Source organism: Marinoscillum furvescens DSM 4134 (genome assembly GCF_003386095.1).
GTDB lineage: Bacteria > Bacteroidota > Bacteroidia > Cytophagales > Cyclobacteriaceae > Marinoscillum > Marinoscillum furvescens.
In genome coordinates, this window is record NZ_QREG01000001.1 from 387,700 (window position 1) to 410,275 (window position 22,576).

The window sequence follows — 22,576 nt, forward strand, 5'->3', positions numbered from 1 at the left end:
GCCGGCATTTTTCATTCTTTTTCTTTCTTCTTTTTCAGCTCTTCCAAATCTTCCCGGTCTCTCAGCTTTTTATCATCCACGTTTCTGTTCAGAAACAAATTGATCTTATCGATATCCACTGTAGAACTGATTTCACCAAAAGAGTTGATTTTGATATCAAACCCTTCCAGTTCCTTATTCACTTTAGGTTTTTCCGGTTTGTTTTCAGATGCTTTGCTCATAGTAGTAAGCGTTTAGTTCCTACTACTTTAACTGATCTATGCTGTATTTGATTCGTTCAGCTACTGCTTTTCCTCCCATCAGGGAAATAATCGCCATCAAATCCGGCCCTGAGCCCTCTCCAGTGACTACCATGCGTAGGGCCTGCATGTTTTTTCCTGCTTTAATATCATTGGCCTCCATGGTGGTAAAAAACAAGTCTTTCGCACCTTCTGGTGAAATTTCATCCTGATGTTCGAGAGCATTGGCATAAAGTGTCACAGCTTTTTCGGCTTCTTCATTCCACTTTTTTCTCACCACCTTTTCGTCATATTCTTCAGGCGCATAAAAGAGGTACAGTGCATTTGGTGCCATCTCATGAGGAAAAGTCACACGCTCCTTCAGTAAATCTACAATAGCCAGGGCAGTGGTCTCAGAACACTCTATTTGATATTTCGCATGTAAGTCATTCTTTACCGTTTCAGCAAGCTGATTAGGATCTGTACTCTTGAGGTACTGCTGGTTAAACCACTTGGCCTTCTCCACGTCAAATTTGGTCCCCGCCTTGTTTACTTTTTCTATGCCAAATGCTTGTATGAGCTCTTCTCTTGAGAAAAGCTCCTGCTCAGTACCAGGATTCCACCCCAGGAAGGCCAGGAAGTTGATCAGAGCGTCCGGTAGAAATCCTTCTTCACGGAATCCCACAGAGAGCTCGCCTGACTCAGGGTCATTCCAATTGAGTGGAAAAATAGGAAAACCAGCCTTATCTGCAGCTCGCTTACTGAGTTTGCCATTGCCATCCGGCTTAAGAATTAGCGGAAGGTGAGCAAACTGCGGCATGGTTTCTTCAAAACCGAGATACTTATACAACAACACGTGCAATGGTGCAGAAGGCAACCATTCTTCACCACGGATTACATGGGTGATTTTCATCAAATGATCATCTACGATATTGGCCAGATGATAGGTGGGCAGCCCATCTGACTTCATGAGCACCTTGTCATCCAACGTGGAGCCATGCACATGTACCCACCCACGAATCATATCGTTTAGGCGCACTTCCTCTTTAGGGTCTACCTTAAAGCGCACTACATATGGTTCGCCAGCATCCATTTTTGCCTGCACTTCTTCTGCCGAGAGGGTCAGTGAGTTTTTCATGGTCATACGGGCAGCGGCATTGTACTGAGGGTTGGCCACTCCGGCTTCCTTCAACCGCTCGCGCATGACGTCCAGTTCCTCCGGGGTATCAAAGGCATAGTATGCGTTGCCTTCATCGAGCAATTTTTGTGCGTACTTTTGATAGATCTCTTTTCGTTGGCTCTGGTGGTATGGACCAAAATCTCCAGGTTTCCACGGACTTTCGTCAGGTTCTATCCCACACCATTCAAGTGATTCTTTGATGTAAGCCTCCGCTCCTTCTACAAACCGTGTCTGATCAGTATCTTCGATTCTGAGGATGAAAGTACCATTGTTTTTCTTTGCAAAAAGATAATTAAACAAGGCTGTGCGAACTCCCCCAATGTGTAGCGCCCCTGTTGGGCTGGGAGCAAATCTTACTCTCACTTGATCCATTTTCTGTGTTGTTATTTTTTTTGGAGTGCAAAACTATCAAATAGATAATGGCTGAGAAAGCAAAACGTTTTTATTCGCCTACCTGAGCAAGGATCTCCTCCAGGTCGCTAACAGCCTGCTGAGCACGCATCCGAAAATTGACATATAAAATGAGGTAGTTGATAATGCCCAGACCAAAAGCAATGCAAGCGTTAGAAAATTGCGGAGATAGCAGCAGAAAAATCATCCCCACGAGCATGCAGAGCAGAGTTGACACCTTTAAATACAACACGCCTGCCGGAAATAAACGAATGGTCAGAAAAATAATACTCCCTCTGGAAGTGTCTTCTACCTTACCAACAAGCAGAGGCACGGCATTTTGGGGAGTTCGGATTTTTGGGGAAATCCGAAAAGAGGCATTAAAAAAACGCCCGTTGAAGCGGGCGTTTTCTGTAATATATTCGTCATCAATGACCTGCGTAGACTGCTCTATTTGATACAGCACTTCAGCACAGGAAAGCCCTGACACCAAAGTGTGCCGCATCACAGGAGCAAACCTCATCCTACGTAGGCGATGCAGCTAATTTCCACATTTACGTCTTTGGGCAACCTACTCACCTCAACGGTCTCGCGTGCTGGTGGGTTTTCAGCAAAGTACTTACCATAGACCTCATTGATTTTCGCAAAGTTGCCCATGTCTGATACAAAAATGCTGCACTTGATAATTTGACTAAAATCAGCGCCTGCTTCTTTCAATATAAGTCCCAGGTTTTTCATCACCTGATTAGTCTCATCTTCGATGTTTGCCGTGATCAGATCGCCTGTTGCCTGATCAATGGCAATTTGACCTGAGACATAAACAGTATTACCATAGATCACTGCCTGGCTATAAGGTCCTATTGGTGCCGGTGCAGCTGGAGCTAAAACGATTTTTTTCATAGTGGTTGATTTTTAACTTTTATTCTACTGTCACAGATTTGGCCAGGTTTCTTGGCTGGTCTACGTTACATCCGCGCATCAGTGCAATGTGATAGGACAGCAACTGTAGCGGAATCACCGAAACCAACGGCATCAAGGCCTCGTGGGTTGCGGGAACTTCTATTACAAAATCGGCCATTTTAGGAATCAGCACATCACCTTCCGTTACGATGGCAATCACTTTACCTTTCCTGGATTTTACTTCTTGTATATTCGATACGATTTTATCGTAAGAGCTATCTCGTGTAGCAATGAATACCACGGGCATGTTTTCATCGATCAATGCGATAGGTCCATGTTTCATTTCTGCAGCAGGGTAACCTTCTGCATGAATGTAAGAGATTTCCTTAAGTTTGAGCGCTCCCTCCAGAGCCACCGGAAAGTTGTAGCCTCTCCCCAGATAAAGGAAGTTATGGGCATCTTTAAAGAGTTCAGAAATTTCACGAATCTGATCATCACTTTTCAAGGCCTTTTCCACCTTTTGAGGGACACTCTCTAGTTCTATCAGAAGCTCTCTGAATCGGCTCTCTGCGATAGTACCTTTTCTTTTAGCTAACTTCAGAAATACCATGATCAGCACCGTCAGCTGTGCTGTAAATGCTTTGGTGGATGCCACCCCTATTTCGGGGCCTGCATGCAGGTAAGCACCTTCATGCGTAGCACGAGCTATAGACGATCCCACGGTATTTACAATACCGAAGACAATAGCTCCTTTGGCCTTTGCCAGCTCTATGGCCGCCAGGGTATCGGCTGTCTCGCCAGATTGGGAAATCGCTATTAGGATATCTCCTTCTTTAATTACTGGATTTCGATACCGAAACTCCGAGGCATACTCTACCTCCACGGGAATTCGGCACATATCTTCGATGAAGTACTCCGCTACCAGGCCTGCATGCCAGGATGTACCACACGCCACTATAATGATACGGTCTGCCTGAGCAAGGGCTTCTGCATAGTTTTGAATCCCTCCCAATGTGAGTTCACCTGCCGAAGCATTGAGTCTTCCTCGCATGCAATCCGCAATGGATTTGGGTTGCTCAAAGATTTCCTTGAGCATAAAATGCTCATACCCGCCTTTTTCGATGGCTTCCAGCTTGAGGTCCAACTTATGAATTTCAGGTTGTTGGGGTACTTCCTGAGTATCCATAATCTCCAATCCATCTCGACTGATAATTGCCAACTCCTCATCTTTGAGATAGATTACCTCATTGGTATATTCAATGATGGGCGAGGCATCAGAAGCCACATAATATTCGTCCTTGCCCAGGCCTATCACCATTGGACTGCCTTTGCGTGCGGCTATTAGGCGATTTGGGTCATCTTTTGACATGATCACTATCGCATAGGCCCCCACTACTTTTGTAAGAGCGATGCGAACAGCTTCCTCAAGGCTTACGTTCAAAGTCTTTTGAAGGTCGCTGATAAACGTTATGAATACCTCAGTATCGGTATCACTTCTAAACTCGTATCCTTCAGCCTCTAATTCGGTTTTGAGGGTACCATAGTTTTCAATGATTCCATTATGAATCATTGCCAGGTTTTGGTCAGCAGAAAAGTGAGGGTGTGCATTGGCATCATTCGGTTCTCCATGGGTAGCCCAGCGAGTATGACCTATTCCTAAAGTACTTGAAAAGGACCGTCCGTTTACCAGATCTTCGAGCTCTTGCACTTTCCCTTTACGCTTGTGAACCTGTAGCTCATTTTGCTCCAGGAGAGCCACTCCTGCACTATCGTATCCTCGATATTCGAGGCGTTTTAAGCCTTTGATCAATAATGGAAATGCCGGTCGATGACCGATGTATCCAACGATTCCGCACATAATGTCTATTAGTTATTTTCTACAGTTGCGTAATAAACCGTCAATTTAATATCAGATTTGATAAAAGTGGTCTGGCCAAGCCCAATAGTTTCAGGACTGGTTATCACTAATTTTTCTGCCAGGTAATCATCTTCATTGTCTGAATTGTCTGACAAGATTTGGGTAAAAAGAGTAATATCAGCCTCATAGCTCACGCTATCCGTAGCCAGCCCCAGAGTGAGTGCGCTAACATTGGAAGAACCTGGCCGATATGCGCCTTCAGAAAGCAGCACATTGTTTACAAGACTTCCATTAACCACTGCACCTCCATTGATTCTTCCTGAGCTATTTGGATAATAAAACTGAATAAAGTCCACGGGAGAATTTTCACCTTCTTCAAACGCCAGACGTAGTGAAGCCCTATTGATAATAATTTGCTGATGGGATTCGGCAAACTCCAGATAAGGAGCCAGATCTAGCTGAGTATAGACACCCGAAAGCAAATTTAAATATGCCTGTTCATTCAGCACTTCTTCCTGGTAATCTGAGTTAAATACGCTCAAAGGTGTTCCGGACCGGTCGCGTTCGAGTGAAGCAAAGTGTTCGTTTTTGAGGTCCCACTGAAAATACTCGAGTGCTCCTGATCCGTTAGTCATCTCCACATAAATACCTGTGGTATCGTCATCCAAATCAATCGAGTAGAGCGCCGCATTTCCAGACCCCGGATTAAACGCCAATGGCGGGTAGTCGTATTTGTTTTGAAGCAAAGAATCCTGATTGTCACCAGTATCACTTCCTTTTACCAGCAGATCAAAAAGCCATGTTCCATAAGCTTCTGAAAGGGGGACATTGATAATGGTATCTCCAAGCGGGTCGTAGGTAAAATCATGAGTAGCAATCACTTCATCCTTTTGTTCTAACGAATTTGAGGCGAAGTACTTGACGTCCGAGTGGATTTGCTCGTTGCACTCCCGAACTTCTATGCGCTCATTTCCCACGATCCCATCTGCCTTTGCTTCTTTGATTTTAAGAATCAAGAACACATCGCTATAATCCAGGGTATCTCCTGGGAGTGTGCCACTGGCCACGCTATAGCTGTGATAAGAAGTGGCAGTCACTTCACCGAAGACAGGGTCCTGATACCGCCCAAAAAGTGAAGTTGTAAAATGCTCTGTCCTCAAACTATCTATATACAGCGTGGAGGCAGGTATTACCGTCTCAAATTTATGGAGTTGAAGTGGGTTGTTGTCGCTTTCTAGTTCCAATCCCAGGTCGCTGGGATCATCACAGGCAAAAAAAAACGGGACCAGCAGAAGAGCTAGTCCCGACTTCATAGAGTTTGTTAATTTATCCAACAAGGTCATTATACAAGTTGTAGTACGATTCTTCGAAATTTTCATCCTGTTCTATAGACTCGATACGCTTGCCAGCCATATCATCCATCAATTTCTTGAAACTTTCGGTAGATTCTTCATTTGCATTGATCACAGCATCTGCATACTCAACCCCCATTTTCACGAAGCCTTCATAATCGGCTGTTTTTAGTGGGCCTAACATGCTATCATCAATATCAATCATCTTCACTTTGTCTAGCAAGTCGTCCCCAAATTTATGGCTAAAATTATTACCATAAATAGTGAATACTGTTTTAGATTCTTTGAAGATTGGATCGTTTTTATAAGTAGTCTTTACGTATAAAGGAATCAAACTTGTCATCCAGTCATTGCAATGAATGATGTCTGGAGACCATCCTAGTTTCTTTACAGTCTCTAAAACGCCTTTACAGAAGAATATTGCGCGCTCGTCATTGTCTTCATAAAAATTATCTTCTTTATCAAAGAAGACTGACTTTCTGTGGAAATAATCCTCGTTATCAATAAAATACACCTGCAGCTTAGCATTAGGTATAGATGCCACTTTGATGACCAATGGTTTCTCCTCATCACCAACAGAAATGTTGATACCTGACAACCGAACCACCTCGTGGAGTCGGTTTTTCCTCTCGTTAATTAACCCAAACCTCGGTACCAAGATTCTGATCTCCATTCCACGTTCCTGCATGGCCTGAGGAAGTCTCCTCACAAAGTCGGCCACCTCAGTAGTTTTCAGAAATGGATTGATCTCACTTGCTACATAAAGGATTCTCAAATTCGACATAGATGTGCTTTTTTTATTGGGGATTGTCTAAAATGACCTCAAAATTACCATAAATTTGCCATATAATCAACGTTTTCAATAAGTTAGGCAACATTAATTATCCATTTGATGCAGGTCATCCAATCCCCTGGAGAGGTCCAAAAACTCACTCTTGACCACAAATTTCAACGAAAATCCATCGGACTTGTCCCCACTATGGGTGCTCTTCATCAGGGACATTTTTCTTTGATAGAAAAAGCCAGAAGGTCAACCGATGTGGTGGTTGTAAGCATTTTTGTTAACCCGCTTCAGTTTAACAACACTGAAGACCTCCAAAACTATCCACGAACGCTTCAAAAAGATTTGGACGCTCTCGAAAAGCTGGGTGTAGACATAGCCTACACACCATCGGAGGACGCAATGTATACGAATAAGCCCGTGGTATCCATAGATTTTGGTGAATTGGCCATACCCATGGAAGGAGGCTTTCGTCCCGGTCACTTTGGAGGAGTGGGCGTAGTAGTGGCAAAGCTTTTTCATCAGACTCACCCTGACAAAGCTTACTTTGGCTTGAAGGACCTTCAACAGTTTCTTCTCATTCGCAAAATGAGTCAGGATCTGTCATTTCCTGTAGAAGTGATCGGCATGCCCATCATCCGTGAGGAATCGGGTCTTGCCATGTCCAGCAGAAACCAGCGTCTTTCTGATAAAGGCAAATTACAAGCAGCCGCCTTATATCAAGGCTTGCAGCTGGCGAAAAGTCAATGGAAGCTGAAATCCTCTCCTGAGGAAACTAAAAAGACTGCAATTGCTTTCTATAACCAGCAAGAAGGGCTAACAATAGAATACTTTGAAATAGTAGACCCTGAAACCCTCCAAACAGCAGAAAACCATACCGAACAGGTAGCCATGTGCGTAGCGGGATACGTAGAAGGGGTAAGACTTATTGATAACCTATATTTGCGGCAAGATTGAGTCAGAAATGCATATAGAAGTACTAAAATCAAAAATACACCGAGTAAAAATCACAGAAGCGGAGTTACACTATGTAGGGTCCATCACAATAGATGAGGATCTCATGGATGCCGCAGATTTGGTAGAGAATGAAAAGGTGCAGATTGTCAACATCAACAATGGTGAGCGACTGGAAACCTATGTGATCAAAGGAGAACGTGGAAGTGGACAAATCTGCCTGAACGGACCTGCTGCTCGCAAAGCGCAGGTTGGAGACATTGTGATTATAATCTCATACTGCTCAATACCGAAGGAAGAAGCTAGCACACACAAACCCGTTGTAATTTTTCCGGATGAAAAAAATAGCGTAAGCTCCTAGCACTTCCAGCAATGAAAAAACTCCTAGCCGTAGCCAAGTACTCGATTTCCCTGGTAGTGGCCGGCCTCCTCCTGTATTTTGCATTTAGAAATATCGATTTTGCAGAATTCTGGGAAAGGGCTGCATTGGTGGATTATAGCTGGGTAGTTTACTCTATCCTACTGTCGATGGTGGCATATTACGCCAGAGCATATCGGTGGAATATTTTACTAAAGCCATTGGGTCATACCAACCTGAACATACACCGGACCAACCTTGCCATTTTAGTAGGCTACCTGGCAAACCTCGCTTTCCCCAGACTGGGAGAGGTTACAAGGTGTGGCATGCTCAAGCGGAGCGATGATGTGCCCGTTTCCAATGCGCTCGGCACAGTAATAACCGAGCGAGTGATTGACCTCTTTACATTGATAGGCCTATTCTTGTTCGCACTGATCGCTGAGTATGACCGACTCATTACTTTTTTTGCAACCACTATGGGCGACTATGATGTCTCTCAGGCTCTCATTTGGAAAATTTCATTGATTGCTGCTTTAGGAGGTATCATAGCACTTCTCGTGGCATATTTTGCTTATCTAAAGTTTCCAAAAGTTAAAAACTTCGTCAATGAGCTTTTTCGTGGACTACTGTCGCTCAAAGACATTAAAAATCCTCTCGGATTTGTACTTTCTACTGTAATCCTGTGGACAACCTATTATTTCATGTCCTACATCATCGTGTTTTCCATACCAGAAACAGCACATTTGTCATGGATGGTAGGCGTCATGCTACTGGTCACAGGAGGAATAGCACTGGCTTTGCCTGTGCAAGGCGGTATAGGCACCTACCATGCATTTATTAGTGCTATGTTGGTGTTATACGCTGTAGACGATACCACGGGCGTTTTTTTGGCCACGCTTCTTCATACCAGTCAGGTTGTAGCCATTGCGCTTTTTGGCGGATTGGCATTGATTGCATCGTTATTTATCAAAAAACATGAACAGTCAGCAGAAAATACACACCACTGACCAGCTCATAAACCTGGTGGCGGACTGGCACCACTCCAACAAATCCATCGTTTTTACCAATGGCTGCTTTGACTTGCTACACCCCGGACATGTAGAGTGTCTTGAAAAAGCCAAAAACCTTGGAGATCACCTGATAGTTGCTGTAAATTCGGACCTGTCTGTAAAACGGCTAAAAGGAGCGTCCCGACCAATCACTCCAGAAGACAGTAGAGCCCGAGTAATTGCAGGATTACAAGCTGTAGATGCTGTAGTGCTTTTTGATCAGGATACACCCGAAAAACTCATACAGGCAATAAAACCATCCGTACTTGTGAAAGGTGGGGATTATCAGCTGAGCAACATTGCCGGAGCAGAATTCGTAATACAGTCAGGAGGAAAAGTAGTGACCATTCCACTCGTGTCTGACTATTCTTCCTCGGCGATAATTAACAAATTAAAAAAGACTCAAAATCAATAAATAACTATGCTATTCGTCATCATTATTGGATTTATGATTGCCAGCCTGGTCGTGAGTACCCGGCTGAAAAACAAGTTTAAAAAATACTCCCAAATTCCACTATCCTCAGGCCTATCCGGTAGAGAGATAGCTGAACTGATGCTGGCAGATAATGGCCTCCACGATGTGCAGGTTACCAGCGTACAAGGCCAGCTCACAGACCACTACAATCCTGCCAACAAAACCGTAAACCTTAGCCAGGATGTATACCATGGCAGGTCTGCGGCAGCTGCGGCAGTAGCTGCCCACGAATGCGGTCATGCGGTGCAACATGCCAATGCATACAGCTTTTTGGAGTTTAGGTCCGCTATGGTACCCATCCAAAATGTGAGTGCCAAAATCATCAACATTGTTTTCATGATGATGTTTTTTGGAGCATTCCTGCTACCACAGGTCATCCCTTTTAATTTGGCCATACTGGTAATCATAGCGTGTTATGGTGTTTTCACCCTGTTCGCATTTATCACGCTTCCTGTGGAGTTTGATGCCAGCAAACGGGCATTGGCATGGATCCAAAACCGAAACATCGTTAACAGTGGTGAACATGACATGGCCAAGGATGCCCTTAACACAGCGGCTCAAACCTATGTAATCGCTGCACTTTCATCATTGGCTACGCTACTTTACTGGGTCATGATCTTTTTGAGCGGAAGCAGAGATTAAGACCAAATCCAAAGATTATTCTAAGAAAAGCCTCAACACCAGAGGCTTTTTTTGGTTTTTAGATAGTATGCATGCATAATAAAAATGCATTAAATTTGTCTGAACAGAAACAACATATAACCCTAAAATAGAGCAGATGAATTTTAACTTGACTGAGGAGCAGCAAGCCGTACGTGATGCTGCAAGAGAATTCGCAGAAAAGGAACTCCTCCCCGGAGTAATAGAACGTGACAATGAGCAGCGCTTTCCCACAGAGGAAATAAAAAAGATGGGTGAGCTTGGCTTTATGGGAATGATGGTAGACCCTAAATATGGTGGAGGCGGAATGGATTCTGTTTCTTATGTACTGGCGATGGAAGAGATCTCCAAAATAGATGCATCAGCCTCTGTATGCATGTCTGTAAACAACAGTCTGGTATGTTGGGGAATCGAAAAATTCGGAACAGAAGAGCAAAAACAAAAATACCTACCAAAGCTAACGAGTGGTGAGTGGATTGGGGGCTTTTGCCTCTCCGAACCAGAAGCTGGGTCAGATGCTACTTCTCAGCGCACTACCGCTGAGGACAAAGGCGATCACTACCTCCTCAATGGCACTAAAAACTGGATCACCAACGGCAACAGCGGTTCTGTCTTTTTGGTAATGGCACAAACTAACCCTGAGAAAAAACACAAAGGGATCAATTGCCTAATAGTGGAGAAAGACATGGAAGGTTTCACGGTAGGTAAAAAAGAGGATAAGCTTGGAATCCGTGGATCCGACACTCATTCGCTAATGTTTACAGATGTGAAAGTGCCAAAAGAAAACCGAATAGGCGAAGACGGTTTTGGCTTTACATTTGCAATGAGTACGCTAAACGGAGGACGTATAGGCATAGCATCACAAGCGCTGGGCATAGCCTCTGGTGCTCTGGAGCGATCCATAGCCTATTCTAAAGAACGCAAGGCATTTGGTAAGGAAATCTCCCAGCACCAGGCCATTCAGTTTAAACTAGCCGATATGGCCACTAAAGTGGAAGCTGCTCGCCTACTTTGCCTAAAAGCAGCAGTGCTAAAAGACCAGGAGCAAGACTACTCTCAAGCCAGTGCCATGGCCAAACTATACGCCTCTGAAGTAGCTATGGCAAATGCCGTAGAAGCCGTACAAATACATGGTGGATATGGATATGTAAAGGAATATCACGTAGAACGAATGCTCAGGGATGCGAAGATCACACAGATCTATGAAGGCACCTCGGAAATCCAAAAAATCGTGATTTCTCGTGGTTTATTAAAATAATATAACTTTATATCAGGGGTTTAAAGCCCCTGATATTTGGATTATTCCCCCAATTAATATTAGTTTTATACAATAATACGGACGCATCCGCGCCCTTCGTCCGCAATAAATCATATTAGAGAATTGGTGGAAGACTATAACATGATCATCGAATCTCTTAGTGTCAGGTTCGTAAAAGCTAAGAATATTAATATTTTAAAGCCTGTCACTATTGAGAACAACTACGACATTGAGAACTCACTCATTCTAGTCAATGGCGGTACGCTATCCTTTGGCCCGGATCACGAAACCTGCCAGGAGGGTGATGTTTTCTTCATTCCAGGCGGCCGTCAGGTATCCATTACATACGGCACGCACAACCCGATAAGTCTCTCGAAAGATGATTTCCTAAACCACAAAGAAGAATATTTTAAAAGCTACGAGCACGAAGCAGAAACCGAAGAGCATTATAGCTATGTATCCTTCGAAGCAAAAGCTTTTGACTCGGTAAACTTTTTTGCGTCTTTAGACATCCCACCTTTCAAAATTCATGATGCCGACAAAGTACGGTCACTCATACGCAGTATCAATGGCGAAATGAACGACAATGCTCCCGGCAAAGGGCGAATCATCAAAGTACTGACAGAGCATCTCGTAGTAGAGCTCATTCGTTATATATTAAAACAAGGACTGTTTGTTGAACAATTTGCCACCAACAGCACTTATTTTAAAGACCCCCGTCTTATCGATATCTTCACTTTCATCAAAGAAAATTTAGGTGAAGACCTGTCGAACAAAGTACTGGCCAATGTAGCCAATGTATCAGAAGATTATGTTGGTCAGTATTTTAAAATGCTTACAGGAATCAACCCTCAAGACTACATCGAATACCAGCGAATGGAACAAGCGGTCAACTTGCTGCGCACCTCCAAGAAAAGTATTCGGGAAATCGGAAAAGAAGTCGGCTACAAAGACACGGCGTATTTTTGCCGTAGATTCAAAATGATGTTTGGGATTCCAGCAGGAAAAATGCGTCGGAGAGAATCTCTTATCAATGTCTAACGGACATTAATTCGTTTCCGATTCGGATTCATCATCGGCTACTCCAAATTTCTTTGAGAGCATTATAGCTAGCTGAGCTCCTATGAATTTCAAGGCTACCATGGCCAGCTTTTCAAGCACCATGCGTTTAAAACTGAATCCAGAAGAATGATTAGTTCCTGATTCAGCCCCAGCTTCTTTTACTACTTCTTGCTTCTCCTTACTCTTTACAACTACCTTTTGCTTTTTGCTCTTTTCGCCTCCGCTAAAGCTTTTGTACAATGAATAACCTGCCAGTGCCACCAGGCCTACGGTAAGTCCTACACCTACCCCCACTTTTACCCGATGCTCCAGGTCTGAAGACACTTCCTCCAGAGCATCTTTTACTTCTTCCTCCTGCTGAACCACACGATTGCGATGACGCAACCACGTCTGAGACCTATACTTCTCCATCGTCAGAAATGTTTTCACTCAGGTTGACAAACAAAACTTCGAGCCATTGCTGTATGCGATTGCTCCTCAAGAGAAGCAAAATAACAACGAAGACTACCAGGTAAAATCCCGAAACGATCAAATAGCCATAATGCGGACTGTCCAGCAAGTAATTGAGATAGGAGGATAAAGCAAGAGATAAAAATACGAGTAAAAACAAGCCGATAATTGCTAGTGTCATAAAAGCAACAAAGTGTGCCAGCAAACGCGACACCTGAGCAATAATGTCCAGCTTTAGTTTCTCTCCTTTTATTCGGATATACTCCGAAAGCTTGTCTACGAGGTTGTTGATGATCGACATCTTAAGATTTTGAATTACGTCTAAGTCTCAAGATATACAATATCCAAATCGTCGGAATTGTTTAGAGCTAATTATTTGAAAATAGCTCTACCTGACTCCTGCGGACTGTATTTTCTTGTTTTTCACTTTTTGACTGGCTAAAATAAATCAGGGTAAAAGGAAGTATGAAAAACAACACCAAAATGTATGCAAATGCCGTGATTTTGTAGCGTAAAGACACGGCGCCCAGGCGATCTGCCAGATACATTGGAATTTTATTGAGAAAAGGAACAGCTATAAAAAGCAATACCCCGACACTATTGAACAAAAAGTGGGCTATTGCAAGACTGATGGCCGCCTCACTTTTGAGCAAAGCTGCAAGCAAGGCCGTAATTGTAGTCCCGAGGTTAGCTCCCATCACAAACTCAAATGCTCGCTTCAGGTTTACCTTACCAGTAGCCACCAATGGCACGATTAACGAAGTAGTGAGCGAACTACTCTGAATGGCAGATGTAAGTACAAACCCCCAACTAAAGGACTTAAATGAGTTTTTAAAAGCAACCTGCTCAAAGCGATTGCGAGCATCCCCAATGAGCCTTTTATACAGCATATTAGAAATGTACTTCACCGTAGAAAACAATAAAACTACAGCAATAAAAATAACCAGATAGGGCCCCGTCCACGAGATCAGCTGAGCACCAAATTCCTCGAATAATTTATAAAAGAAAAAACTTTCTACCGCAGGAGCGTTGCCCGATGCGATGTAGAGCGAAGACGCTATAGAGTGACTAACTTCACTCAACAAACCATATTTTACCTCTAAGGGAAACAATACCAGGCACACCAACACATTGAAAATATCGTGTACACAACCAGCAGAGATTGCCTTACGAAACTCAGCCACCTTGGTAACATAACTCATAGAAACTACGGTACTGGTAAGTGTGGTTCCGATATTAGCTCCCATAATGAGTGGGATGGCATTTTCAAGAGTCAAAGACCCTGCCGCCACCGCAGCCACTGCCATTGAGGTAGTAGTGGAGCTACTTTGCAGAATGGCCGTTAGCAAGAGCCCAATAAACAAGCCAATAGATGGATTGGATAAAGTGAGCTCAAATACGCCCGATAGTCCTTTACCTATTTCTTGCAATCCAGCTCCTAGAAGCTGAATAGACATGAAAAAGGACAGAATTGCCACTGCAATGGCAAAAATATGCTTGCCCCAATTAGTTTTCATCAAGACCTAATCGACTAACGTAGCTTTGGCATAAGATCATACCAGTTCGCTTTCTTTCTTAAGGTGTCTTTCGGTCTCTCCAGTAATCCCTTCCGTAACGTTGATTACATGGTCACCCACTTTTTCCATAGACTGAAACAGATCTTTATATAGCGCCCCTACCTCTATATCATAATCTTTTGCCTGCATCTGGAGGATATGATCTTCTCTTAGTTTATCTCTAAGTTTATCAATGGCTTGCTCTTTAGCTAGCGCGCCATCCAGAGTTACCTGATCGTAACGGCTATCCAGGTTATCTACCATCACTTTTATAGCTTCATCTAGCAGCTCTACCATCTTAAACAGGTTGGAAGTCTGGCGCTTAGTGAAGCTTATCTTATCCTTCTTTTTCATTTCAAAGTCTTTTGACATTTGGAAAAAGACGTCACCAATTCTCTCCAAATCATTGATAATACTCATCAAACTCACCACCCGAGCAGATGCATGCGAGCTCAGAGAACCATCTGAAACTTTTGCCAGGTAGCCCGCTATTTCTTCTTCCAATCGGTCGGTGATTTCCTCGTACTTACGCATTTTCTTGATTAGCTTCTTCTGCTTTTTAGACTTAGGTTCGTTGAGGAGTTGCTTGAGAAAACCAGACATTTTGGCTACGGTTTGCCCAAAAGCAGCAGTTTCTTTCTGCGCTTCTTCCAACGACAACTCAGCAGTATTCAGCAATCCAGTACCTATGTATTCCAATCTAAACTCATCGGCATCACCACCTTTGGATCCGACCACACGCTCCACTATTTTGGCAATTTGCCTTACCAACCCTACTAGAAAGAGGGTATTGAGTATATTGAACGTAGTGTGGAAAATAGATAGCGCTATAGGAATAGATTGCGCATTGGTCTCAGGGGAAAGCCCTGTAGAATAGACGAGGTACGACGAGATAGCACTCAGCACAGGCGACATGAAAATCAATATCCATATCACTCCGAATACATTAAAAATCAAATGAGCAAATGCAGCGCGCTTCGCGTGAACATTCCCGACCAGGGCTGCCAGGTTTGCTGTAATTGTAGTTCCAATGTTTTCACCCAAAACCATAGCTGCTGCAAGCTCCAAAGGAATCCAGCCATTGTTGGCCATAACGAGTGTAAGTGCCATGGCGGCACTCGATGATTGCACAATGACCGTAAGAAGTGTACCAATGGCCACAAAAAGGATAACCGACACAAATCCCAAATCAGAGTACGCACTCAAAAAGGATAAAATCTCTGGATTGGATTTTAGATCTGGCACTGCGTCCTTCAAATAAGCCAGCCCCATAAACAAGAGCGCAAATCCAATAAACACCTCTCCCCATGTCTTAACCTTGTCCCTGCTAAAGAATAGTAATGGGAATGCCAGGGCAATGATGACCAAAGCATATGAAGAAATCTTTACTTTAAAGCCAATTATGGAAATCAGCCATGCGGTAATTGTGGTACCAATATTGGCTCCCATAATCACGCCTATAGACTCCACCAGAGAGAGCAGCCCTGCATTTACAAAACTCACCACCAACACTGTGGTAGCTGAGGAAGACTGAACCAGACTGGTGATCAAAAAACCAGTCAAAACGCCCTTAAACCTATTGGAAGTCATTGAGCTTAGTATCTGCCTCATTTGTGACCCTGCTACCCGCTGAATGGCCTCACTCATAATCTTCATTCCATAGATGAAGAAAGCTAATGAACCTAACAGGTTCAGGAAGTCCATTAATCCAAATTCCATAATCCGCCTTTTCGTGGTTAAAGTGTCTGCAAAGCTACAGCGCTCATATTACCCCAATGTTAAGAAACAGACATCTTCTTCCTAAGTTTCCGTATCCTTTTACTAACATTGAGGCTCTAACTAAAAACTCTCAACAACCTGTCATGCGGCATTTTTCCTGCGCTTTTTTTACCACCTGTTTTCTTTTCATTGCTTCTATCTCATCTGGCCAGCAAGTCATGAACTATTCCTTCGGAGAAGGATTGAAATTTGTGGCTGAGGACAATTCGTTTGCTGTAAAGTGTAATTTCAGATTTCAAACTCTTTACCAGGGCCGGTATTTTGAAACTGGAGACTGGACCGAATCCCTAATGATCCGAAGGTCTCGATTAAAGTTTGGCGGTCACGCCTTTAGACCTAACATCAAGTATAAACTAGAGCTGGGACTTTCTAACCGCGATGTAGGCTCTGGAAACATCCCCGAAAGTGGACCTACAGCCAACATCGTATTGGATGCAGTGGTCAAATGGCAGTTTGCCGAAAACTGGCAACTCTGGGTGGGACAAACCAAACTTCCTGGAAACCGGGAGCGTGTTTTTTCTTCTCAGGAATTGCAATTTGTAGATCGGAGCCGGGTAAATAGCCGATACACACTGGACCGTGACATAGGTATCCAGCTTCACGGCAAGCACAAAATAGGGAGATGTGCTGTGATAGAAGAAAAATTAGCTATTTCTACTGGAGAAGGTAGAAACATCATAGTGAACAATCCATACAATGGCCGTCAGTATACAGCTCGTTTCGAATGGTTGCCATTTGGCAGTTTTGCAAATGATGGCGACTACTTCGGTGCCGATCTGGAGCGAGAAGATAACGTAAAGTTGTCTCTAGGAATTACTGCGGACTACAACCACAATACCGTAAGGTCTCGTGGCAACCTGGGAAGTTTTGTGCGAGAAGGAGAAGAATATGTGGCCTCAAACCTCAACACCCTATTTATAGACGCTTTGCTCAAGTATCGGGGATTTTCGGCAAGTGGAGAATATGCCCACAGAAGTACGTTTGACTCCAAAAACCCCGAATTTGGCTATGGACAAGGAATTGCGCTGGCAGCTGGCTACCTGCTTCCATCTGACTGGGAACTATCGGGAAGATTCACCGAAATTTCACCCGCCAACGTCAGCTCCATCAATCAGGCATCTGAATACCTGATAGGTATATCAAAGTATGTGTCTGGCCATTCACTGAAAATTCAAAGTGATTTTTCCTATACCACACGTAAGCTAGACCGTGATTTTTTCATGATGCGCGTGCAGGTAGAAGTAGCTCTGTAAAGAGCTACCCATTGTTCAGCTCAGCCATAGTAAGCCACGCAAAGAGCCCCATACCGATCTTCAGTGCAGACTCGTCTATATCAAACGTCGGTGTGTGCACCCCCGATACGATCCCTTTTTCTTCGTTTCGGGTACCTAATCGGTAAAAGCAAGCGTCTACTTCTTGAGAATAGTAAGCAAAGTCTTCACCAGCAAGCCACATATCGATCTCTTGTACGTTTTCATCACCAAGGTAGGCTTTGGCTGCCTGGATGTTGGCTGCTGTATATTCTGGATGGTTCTTGAGGTGTGGGTAGCCTTTCATTACCTGAAACTCACAGGTAGCTCCCATGGACTCAGCGATACCTTCTGCCATTTTGGTCATGCGCTGGTGTGCATCTGCTCTCCACTCCTCATCATACGTGCGAAATGTTCCCTGCACTTTCACTTCATTGGGGATCACATTGGTAGCTCCATTTGCTTCTACTTTACCAAAAGAAAGCACCGAGGGGATTTTCGGACTACAATTCCTACTAACGATCTGCTGCAAGGCCACAATGATATGACTGGTGATCAGTACAGGATCAATGGCATTTTCGGGCATGGCTGCATGCCCCCCTTTGCCCTTCACGGTAAAGTATATCTCATCTGCACTGGCCATGTACATGCCTTTGCGAAACCCAACTTTGCCTGCAGGAATGAGCGGCATTACATGCTGCCCTAGCATACGATGAGGCTTTGGATTTTCGAGCACTCCTTCCTTAATCATGAGCGAGGCTCCTCCAGGAAGCTTTTCTTCTCCGGGCTGAAACACTACCTTGACGGTACCCGAGTAATGGTCTTTTAGTTCCTTGAGTATGCGTACGGCTCCTAGTAAACTAGAAGTGTGAACATCGTGTCCACAAGCATGCATGACCCCTTCATTTTTAGACTTATAAGGCACCTCATTGGCTTCCGTGATAGGCAGCGCATCTATGTCGGCACGCATGGCTACCACTTTACCATTGTCTTCCTTGCCTTTCAGCAAAAAGGTGATACCTGTTTCTGCTTTGCGCTCGAAATCAGTAATCCCCATGTCACGCAATTGCTGCTCGATAAAATCAGCTGTCTTGTGCTCCTGGAAAGACAACTCCGGGTGGCTATGAAGATGCCTTCTAATGGACAATACATCTTCAAAGTAGCTTTCAGACAGTTGTTTGATTTTATCTATGGTATCAGTCATAATCTATTCTTATCCTTTCTGGTAACATCAGAGCAAGTGGAAAGTAAACTTTGATGGCCTCAAAAACCTCATGAGCTCTAAGCCTACTCACATACTGCCCTACCTTTACTTTATAATTTGGCTGGTGGTACTGCATGGATGCATCTAGTTCTGGAAAATAAACCTGTACGGTATCCAAAGCCATTTGAGCCTGCTCCCGGTCACTACCGGTATAAATCTGTATGGTATGACCATCCACGTAACGCTGCCTGCGGTTTTGCTCAGCAATAATCTGACTGACACTATCGAGTTCAGCACGCAGATGTCCGGCCGGTACTTTAGGCAGCTCATTAGCCTCTAAAGGTTCAGCAGCTTCTTCCTCCACGGTCAATTCCGGCCTCAGCACACTCAGGTCCTCACTATAGGACCTGGTAGTAGAGCTGGTCACTTTTTTGGAGGACTTACACCCTACCGCCAGCACTACACATACACAGATTAAGAGTCGAGCAGTACGCATTTGTTGTTTTTTAAATCCTCTTCTACGGTCTTGTATTTCACATCCTTTTTAACCGACCCATCAGAATACTGCACTGAAACTCGCTGGTTTCTACTGGCAATCTTTACGGTTTTGGCAGGCTGTACTTTTTCTGCAGGAGGACGGTTGGTTTGTTGCTGCCCTCTGTTTAGCACAGAGCCGCTATCCTCTTTGCTTTCGCTGTAGTTGCGCTCAGATCGCTGTGCACGAGCTTCCTGAACTTCACTAGGGTCTTTCACCGGGATATGTGCCTTCATCAAAAATGAGGTACACTCTTCATTCACTTTACCCAGAAAAGCTTTAAACAATTCAAATCCCTCAAACTTGTAAATGATCAACGGATCCTTTTGCTCGTAGACAGCATTTTGTACGGATTGCTTCAAGTCGTCCATTTCACGCAGGTGCTCTTTCCAGGTCTGATCTATGATCGCCAGTGTAATCATTTTTTCCATGGAACGAATCATCTCACGACCTTCGGTTTCTACCGACTTATCGAGCGGAGCAGCTACATTTATTTGTTTTTTACCATCTGTAAATGGCACCAACACGTCTTTTATGGTAGCTCCTTTGTCTTTCTGAATTTGCTTGAGCAATGGCAGTGCTCTCTCGGCTATACTGGCATTTTTTTCCTGGTAGTGCTTTTGTGCTTCGTCGTAGAGCTTTTGTGCCAGCTCACCTTCGGTAGCCTTGGCCAGCTCCTCGTCGGTAATCTGAAAGTCTATGCCCAACACACTAATGGTATTGAGTTTGAGCGCGTCCATGTTATTGTCTCCTTTAGCATTTAGCGCTATATCCTCACAGGTATCAAATAACATGTTGTTGATGTCCAGCTCCAGACGCTCTCCAAAAAGAGCATTTTTTCTTCGCTTGTAGATCACCTCACGCTGGGCGTTCATCACATCATCATACTCCAGCAATCGCTTACGGATAGCAAAGTTGTTTTCCTCCACCTTCTTCTGCGCTCGCTCGATGGATTTGGTAATCATGCTGTGCTGGATCACCTCGCCCTCCTGTAGTCCCAGGCGGTCCATGATTTTCGCCACCTTGTCTGACATGAAGAGTCGCATAAGGTTATCTTCCAGCGACACATAAAACTGAGACGACCCAACATCTCCCTGACGACCTGCTCGTCCTCGTAGCTGACGATCTACACGTCGGGATTCGTGGCGCTCTGTACCGATAATCGCCAATCCACCTGCAGCTTTTGCTTCGGGTGTCAGTTTAATATCTGTACCACGACCTGCCATGTTGGTAGCTATGGTCACGGTGCCTGGCTTACCAGCCTCTGCCACTACGTCAGCCTCTTTGGCATGCTGCTTGGCATTGAGCACCTGATGATTGATGTTTCTGATTTTCAGCATTCGGCTGAGCACCTCTGAGATTTCCACGGATGTGGTACCCACGAGTATCGGTCTGCCAGCCTCGCGCAGCTCCACAATTTCGTCTACTACGGCATTGAATTTTTCCCGAATGGTTTTATAAACCTTATCATGACGGTCGTCACGAGCAATTGGCCTGTTGGTAGGGATGACTACCACATCAAGTTTATAGATATCCCAAAGCTCACCTGCTTCGGTCTCTGCCGTACCCGTCATACCAGCAAGTTTGTGGTACATACGGAAGTAGTTTTGGAGCGTAATGGTGGCGTACGTTTGCGTGGCATCTTCCACCTTCACATTTTCTTTTGCCTCTATGGCCTGGTGCAATCCATCAGAGTATCGGCGGCCATCCATCACACGACCGGTCTGCTCATCTACGATTTTCACCTTATCGTCTACTACGATGTACTCCGTATCCTTTTCGTAAAGGCAGTAAGCTCTCAAAAGCTGATTGACACTGTGGATACGCTGTGCTTTTACGCTGTAGTCAGCTATTACTTCTTCTTTGCGCTTGAGCTTATCGCTTTCCTCTATGTCATTGTTGTTTTCCAGCTTTGCTACTTCATCACCTATATCTGGCAAGATGAAGAAATTTGGATCTTCACCCGCACCCGTGATCAGGTCAATGCCTTTTTCAGTGAGATCGATGCTATTGTGTTTTTCATCAATAGTGAAATAGAGTGGCTCATCTGCTTCAGGCATCATTTTTTGATTGTCCTGCAGATAGAAGTTTTCTGTTTTTTGGAGTACAGCTCTAATACCCGTTTCACTCAAAAACTTAATCAAAGGCTTATACTTGGGCAAACCTCTGTAAGCTCTAAAAAGAGGCAATCCTGCTTCAGCTTCGTTGCCCTCTTTGATATGTTTTTTGGCCTGGATGAGGTAATCCGAAACGATTTTCTTTTGAGCTTCTACCAGGCGTGAAATCCTGGGCTTAAGATCGTAAAACTCATGCTCATCGCCTTTAGGGATAGGACCTGAAATGATCAGAGGAGTACGTGCCTCATCGATCAAGACCGAATCCACCTCATCGACCATCGCAAAATGGTGCTTGCGCTGAACGAGTTCTTCCGGGTTTCGGGTCATGTTGTCACGCAGATAGTCAAACCCAAATTCGTTGTTGGTTCCGTAGATGATGTCCGCTTCGTATGCCTGCTTTCTATCCACGGAGTTTGGCTGATGCCTATCAATACAGTCTACGCGCAGGCCATGAAACTCAAATAGTGGAGCATTCCACTCAGAATCTCGCTTGGCGAGGTAGTCGTTGACCGTCACCACATGCACGCCTCTCCCTGCAAGTGCATTGAGGTAGGCAGGCAGCGTAGCGACGAGGGTTTTACCTTCACCTGTAGCCATCTCAGCAACTTTGCCCTGGTGCAGTACCACACCACCGATGAGCTGTACATCATAGTGTACCATGTTCCACTCCACATCGTTTCCGGCTGCTTTCCACTTGTTGAGCCAGGTGGCCGTTTCCCCACTGATCTGAACGTTTTCTTTGCGTAGCGCCAGCTCCTTATCCATCATAGTGGCGGTCACCACTAGTTGCTTGTTTTCAGCCAGGCGGCGGGCAGTTTCTTTCACTACGGCATAAGCTACAGGCTGTATTTCATTAAGTACACCTTCCAGCTCTTCATCACGCTTTTCCTCCAGCGCATCAATCTTTTCGAAAATAGCTTCCTTTTCATGGATATCCAGTCCTTCTTCCTGCTCTACACGATCGTGCAGTGCTTGCAGCTCATCATCGATGTGCTTGAGTTTATCGGCAATGATTCCCTTGAGCTTTGCAGTTTTGCCACGCAGCTCGTCATCGGTGAGGGAGCTAAGCTTAGCAAATTCCGCATTGATTTGAGCCACGATTGGCGTTATCAACTTGATATCTTTCTCGGCTTTGGTTCCGAAGATTTTTGCGATTCCCTTGGAGACTATATCTAACATGTATCTTTTAT

22 protein-coding genes are annotated in these 22,576 nt (G+C 44.4%); 8 read left to right on the top strand and 14 right to left on the bottom strand.

What is annotated here, in order from left to right:
• Window positions 1-11: 11 nt before the first annotated feature.
• The 7 genes from C7460_RS01770 to C7460_RS01800 form a co-directional block, all read right to left on the bottom strand.
• The gene (locus C7460_RS01770) at window positions 12-221 is read right to left on the bottom strand and encodes a hypothetical protein (RefSeq protein ID WP_115866336.1); all 210 of its coding nucleotides are present in this window, start codon (window positions 219-221) and stop codon (window positions 12-14) included.
• A gap of 22 nt (window positions 222-243) precedes the next feature.
• The gene (gltX, locus tag C7460_RS01775) at window positions 244-1,770 is read right to left on the bottom strand and encodes a glutamate--tRNA ligase (RefSeq protein WP_115866337.1); all 1,527 of its coding nucleotides are present in this window, start codon (window positions 1,768-1,770) and stop codon (window positions 244-246) included.
• 70 nt (window positions 1,771-1,840) lie between these two features.
• Entirely contained in the window at window positions 1,841-2,311 is a 471-nt protein-coding gene (locus C7460_RS01780) for a hypothetical protein (protein ID WP_115866338.1), read from the bottom strand.
• Window positions 2,308-2,688, bottom strand: a complete 381-nt coding sequence (locus tag C7460_RS01785; RefSeq protein WP_115866339.1) for a Rid family detoxifying hydrolase — start codon at window positions 2,686-2,688, stop codon at window positions 2,308-2,310. The genes C7460_RS01780 and C7460_RS01785 overlap by 4 nt, the downstream gene beginning before the upstream one ends.
• A 19-nt stretch (window positions 2,689-2,707) precedes the next feature.
• Window positions 2,708-4,546: a glutamine--fructose-6-phosphate transaminase (isomerizing) gene (gene glmS / locus C7460_RS01790; RefSeq protein ID WP_115866340.1), complete on the bottom strand. Its 1,839-nt coding sequence runs from the start codon at window positions 4,544-4,546 to the stop codon at window positions 2,708-2,710.
• Window positions 4,547-4,554: 8 nt separating this feature from the next.
• Window positions 4,555-5,859, bottom strand: coding sequence for a DUF4270 family protein (locus tag C7460_RS01795; protein ID WP_170147849.1), 1,305 nt, complete (start codon window positions 5,857-5,859; stop codon window positions 4,555-4,557).
• A gap of 13 nt (window positions 5,860-5,872) precedes the next feature.
• Window positions 5,873-6,682, bottom strand: a complete 810-nt coding sequence (locus tag C7460_RS01800) for a glycogen/starch synthase (protein WP_115866342.1) — start codon at window positions 6,680-6,682, stop codon at window positions 5,873-5,875.
• Between the two features lie 108 nt (window positions 6,683-6,790).
• Here C7460_RS01800 and panC point away from each other — a divergent pair, with 108 nt between their 5' ends.
• The 7 genes from panC to C7460_RS01835 all read left to right on the top strand — a co-directional run bounded on the left by panC (window position 6,791) and on the right by C7460_RS01835 (window position 12,474).
• Window positions 6,791-7,636, top strand: a complete 846-nt coding sequence (gene panC / locus C7460_RS01805) for a pantoate--beta-alanine ligase (protein WP_115866343.1) — start codon at window positions 6,791-6,793, stop codon at window positions 7,634-7,636.
• Window positions 7,637-7,643: 7 nt separating this feature from the next.
• On the top strand, window positions 7,644-7,994 hold the full coding sequence (gene panD, locus C7460_RS01810; protein ID WP_115866344.1) for an aspartate 1-decarboxylase: 351 nt from the start codon (window positions 7,644-7,646) through the stop codon (window positions 7,992-7,994).
• A gap of 11 nt (window positions 7,995-8,005) precedes the next feature.
• The gene (locus C7460_RS01815; protein WP_115866345.1) at window positions 8,006-8,998 is read left to right on the top strand and encodes a lysylphosphatidylglycerol synthase transmembrane domain-containing protein; all 993 of its coding nucleotides are present in this window, start codon (window positions 8,006-8,008) and stop codon (window positions 8,996-8,998) included.
• Window positions 8,967-9,455, top strand: coding sequence for a D-glycero-beta-D-manno-heptose 1-phosphate adenylyltransferase (gene rfaE2 / locus C7460_RS01820; RefSeq protein WP_115866346.1), 489 nt, complete (start codon window positions 8,967-8,969; stop codon window positions 9,453-9,455). Before C7460_RS01815 ends, rfaE2 begins: the two co-directional genes overlap by 32 nt.
• A gap of 6 nt (window positions 9,456-9,461) precedes the next feature.
• The gene (locus C7460_RS01825) at window positions 9,462-10,157 is read left to right on the top strand and encodes a zinc metallopeptidase (protein ID WP_115866347.1); all 696 of its coding nucleotides are present in this window, start codon (window positions 9,462-9,464) and stop codon (window positions 10,155-10,157) included.
• 136 nt (window positions 10,158-10,293) lie between these two features.
• Complete coding sequence (locus C7460_RS01830; RefSeq protein ID WP_115866348.1) at window positions 10,294-11,433, top strand: acyl-CoA dehydrogenase; 1,140 nt, start codon at window positions 10,294-10,296, stop codon at window positions 11,431-11,433.
• 126 nt (window positions 11,434-11,559) lie between these two features.
• Window positions 11,560-12,474, top strand: a complete 915-nt coding sequence (locus C7460_RS01835; RefSeq protein WP_115866519.1) for an AraC family transcriptional regulator — start codon at window positions 11,560-11,562, stop codon at window positions 12,472-12,474.
• A 6-nt stretch (window positions 12,475-12,480) separates the two neighbouring features.
• Here the strand turns inward: C7460_RS01835 and C7460_RS01840 are convergent, their stop codons facing one another.
• The 4 genes from C7460_RS01840 to C7460_RS01855 all read right to left on the bottom strand — a co-directional run bounded on the left by C7460_RS01840 (window position 12,481) and on the right by C7460_RS01855 (window position 16,220).
• Window positions 12,481-12,906: a hypothetical protein gene (locus C7460_RS01840; protein ID WP_115866349.1), complete on the bottom strand. Its 426-nt coding sequence runs from the start codon at window positions 12,904-12,906 to the stop codon at window positions 12,481-12,483.
• Entirely contained in the window at window positions 12,893-13,246 is a 354-nt protein-coding gene (locus C7460_RS01845) for a phage holin family protein (protein WP_115866350.1), read from the bottom strand. Before C7460_RS01845 ends, C7460_RS01840 begins: the two co-directional genes overlap by 14 nt.
• Before the next feature lie 67 nt (window positions 13,247-13,313).
• Window positions 13,314-14,462, bottom strand: a complete 1,149-nt coding sequence (locus C7460_RS01850; protein ID WP_115866351.1) for a Na/Pi symporter — start codon at window positions 14,460-14,462, stop codon at window positions 13,314-13,316.
• Window positions 14,463-14,498: 36 nt separating this feature from the next.
• Window positions 14,499-16,220 carry a Na/Pi cotransporter family protein gene (locus C7460_RS01855; protein WP_115866352.1) on the bottom strand — a complete coding sequence of 574 codons (1,722 nt, stop codon included), beginning with the start codon at window positions 16,218-16,220 and terminating at the stop codon, window positions 14,499-14,501.
• A gap of 218 nt (window positions 16,221-16,438) precedes the next feature.
• Between C7460_RS01855 and C7460_RS01860 the strand changes: the two genes are divergently transcribed.
• Window positions 16,439-17,533, top strand: a complete 1,095-nt coding sequence (locus C7460_RS01860) for a porin (RefSeq protein ID WP_245986139.1) — start codon at window positions 16,439-16,441, stop codon at window positions 17,531-17,533.
• Window positions 17,534-17,537: 4 nt separating this feature from the next.
• On the opposite strand, the gene C7460_RS01865 is transcribed toward C7460_RS01860, so the two are convergent.
• Genes C7460_RS01865 through secA form a run of 3 tightly spaced genes read right to left on the bottom strand, consistent with a single transcriptional unit; the run spans window position 17,538 to window position 22,565 of the window.
• A complete protein-coding gene (locus C7460_RS01865) occupies window positions 17,538-18,734 on the bottom strand; it encodes a M20 metallopeptidase family protein (protein WP_115866354.1) in 1,197 nt (398 codons plus the stop codon).
• A complete protein-coding gene (locus C7460_RS01870) occupies window positions 18,727-19,230 on the bottom strand; it encodes a hypothetical protein (RefSeq protein ID WP_115866355.1) in 504 nt (167 codons plus the stop codon). Before C7460_RS01870 ends, C7460_RS01865 begins: the two co-directional genes overlap by 8 nt.
• Entirely contained in the window at window positions 19,209-22,565 is a 3,357-nt protein-coding gene (secA, locus tag C7460_RS01875) for a preprotein translocase subunit SecA (protein WP_115866356.1), read from the bottom strand. Before secA ends, C7460_RS01870 begins: the two co-directional genes overlap by 22 nt.
• Window positions 22,566-22,576 lie beyond the last annotated feature (11 nt).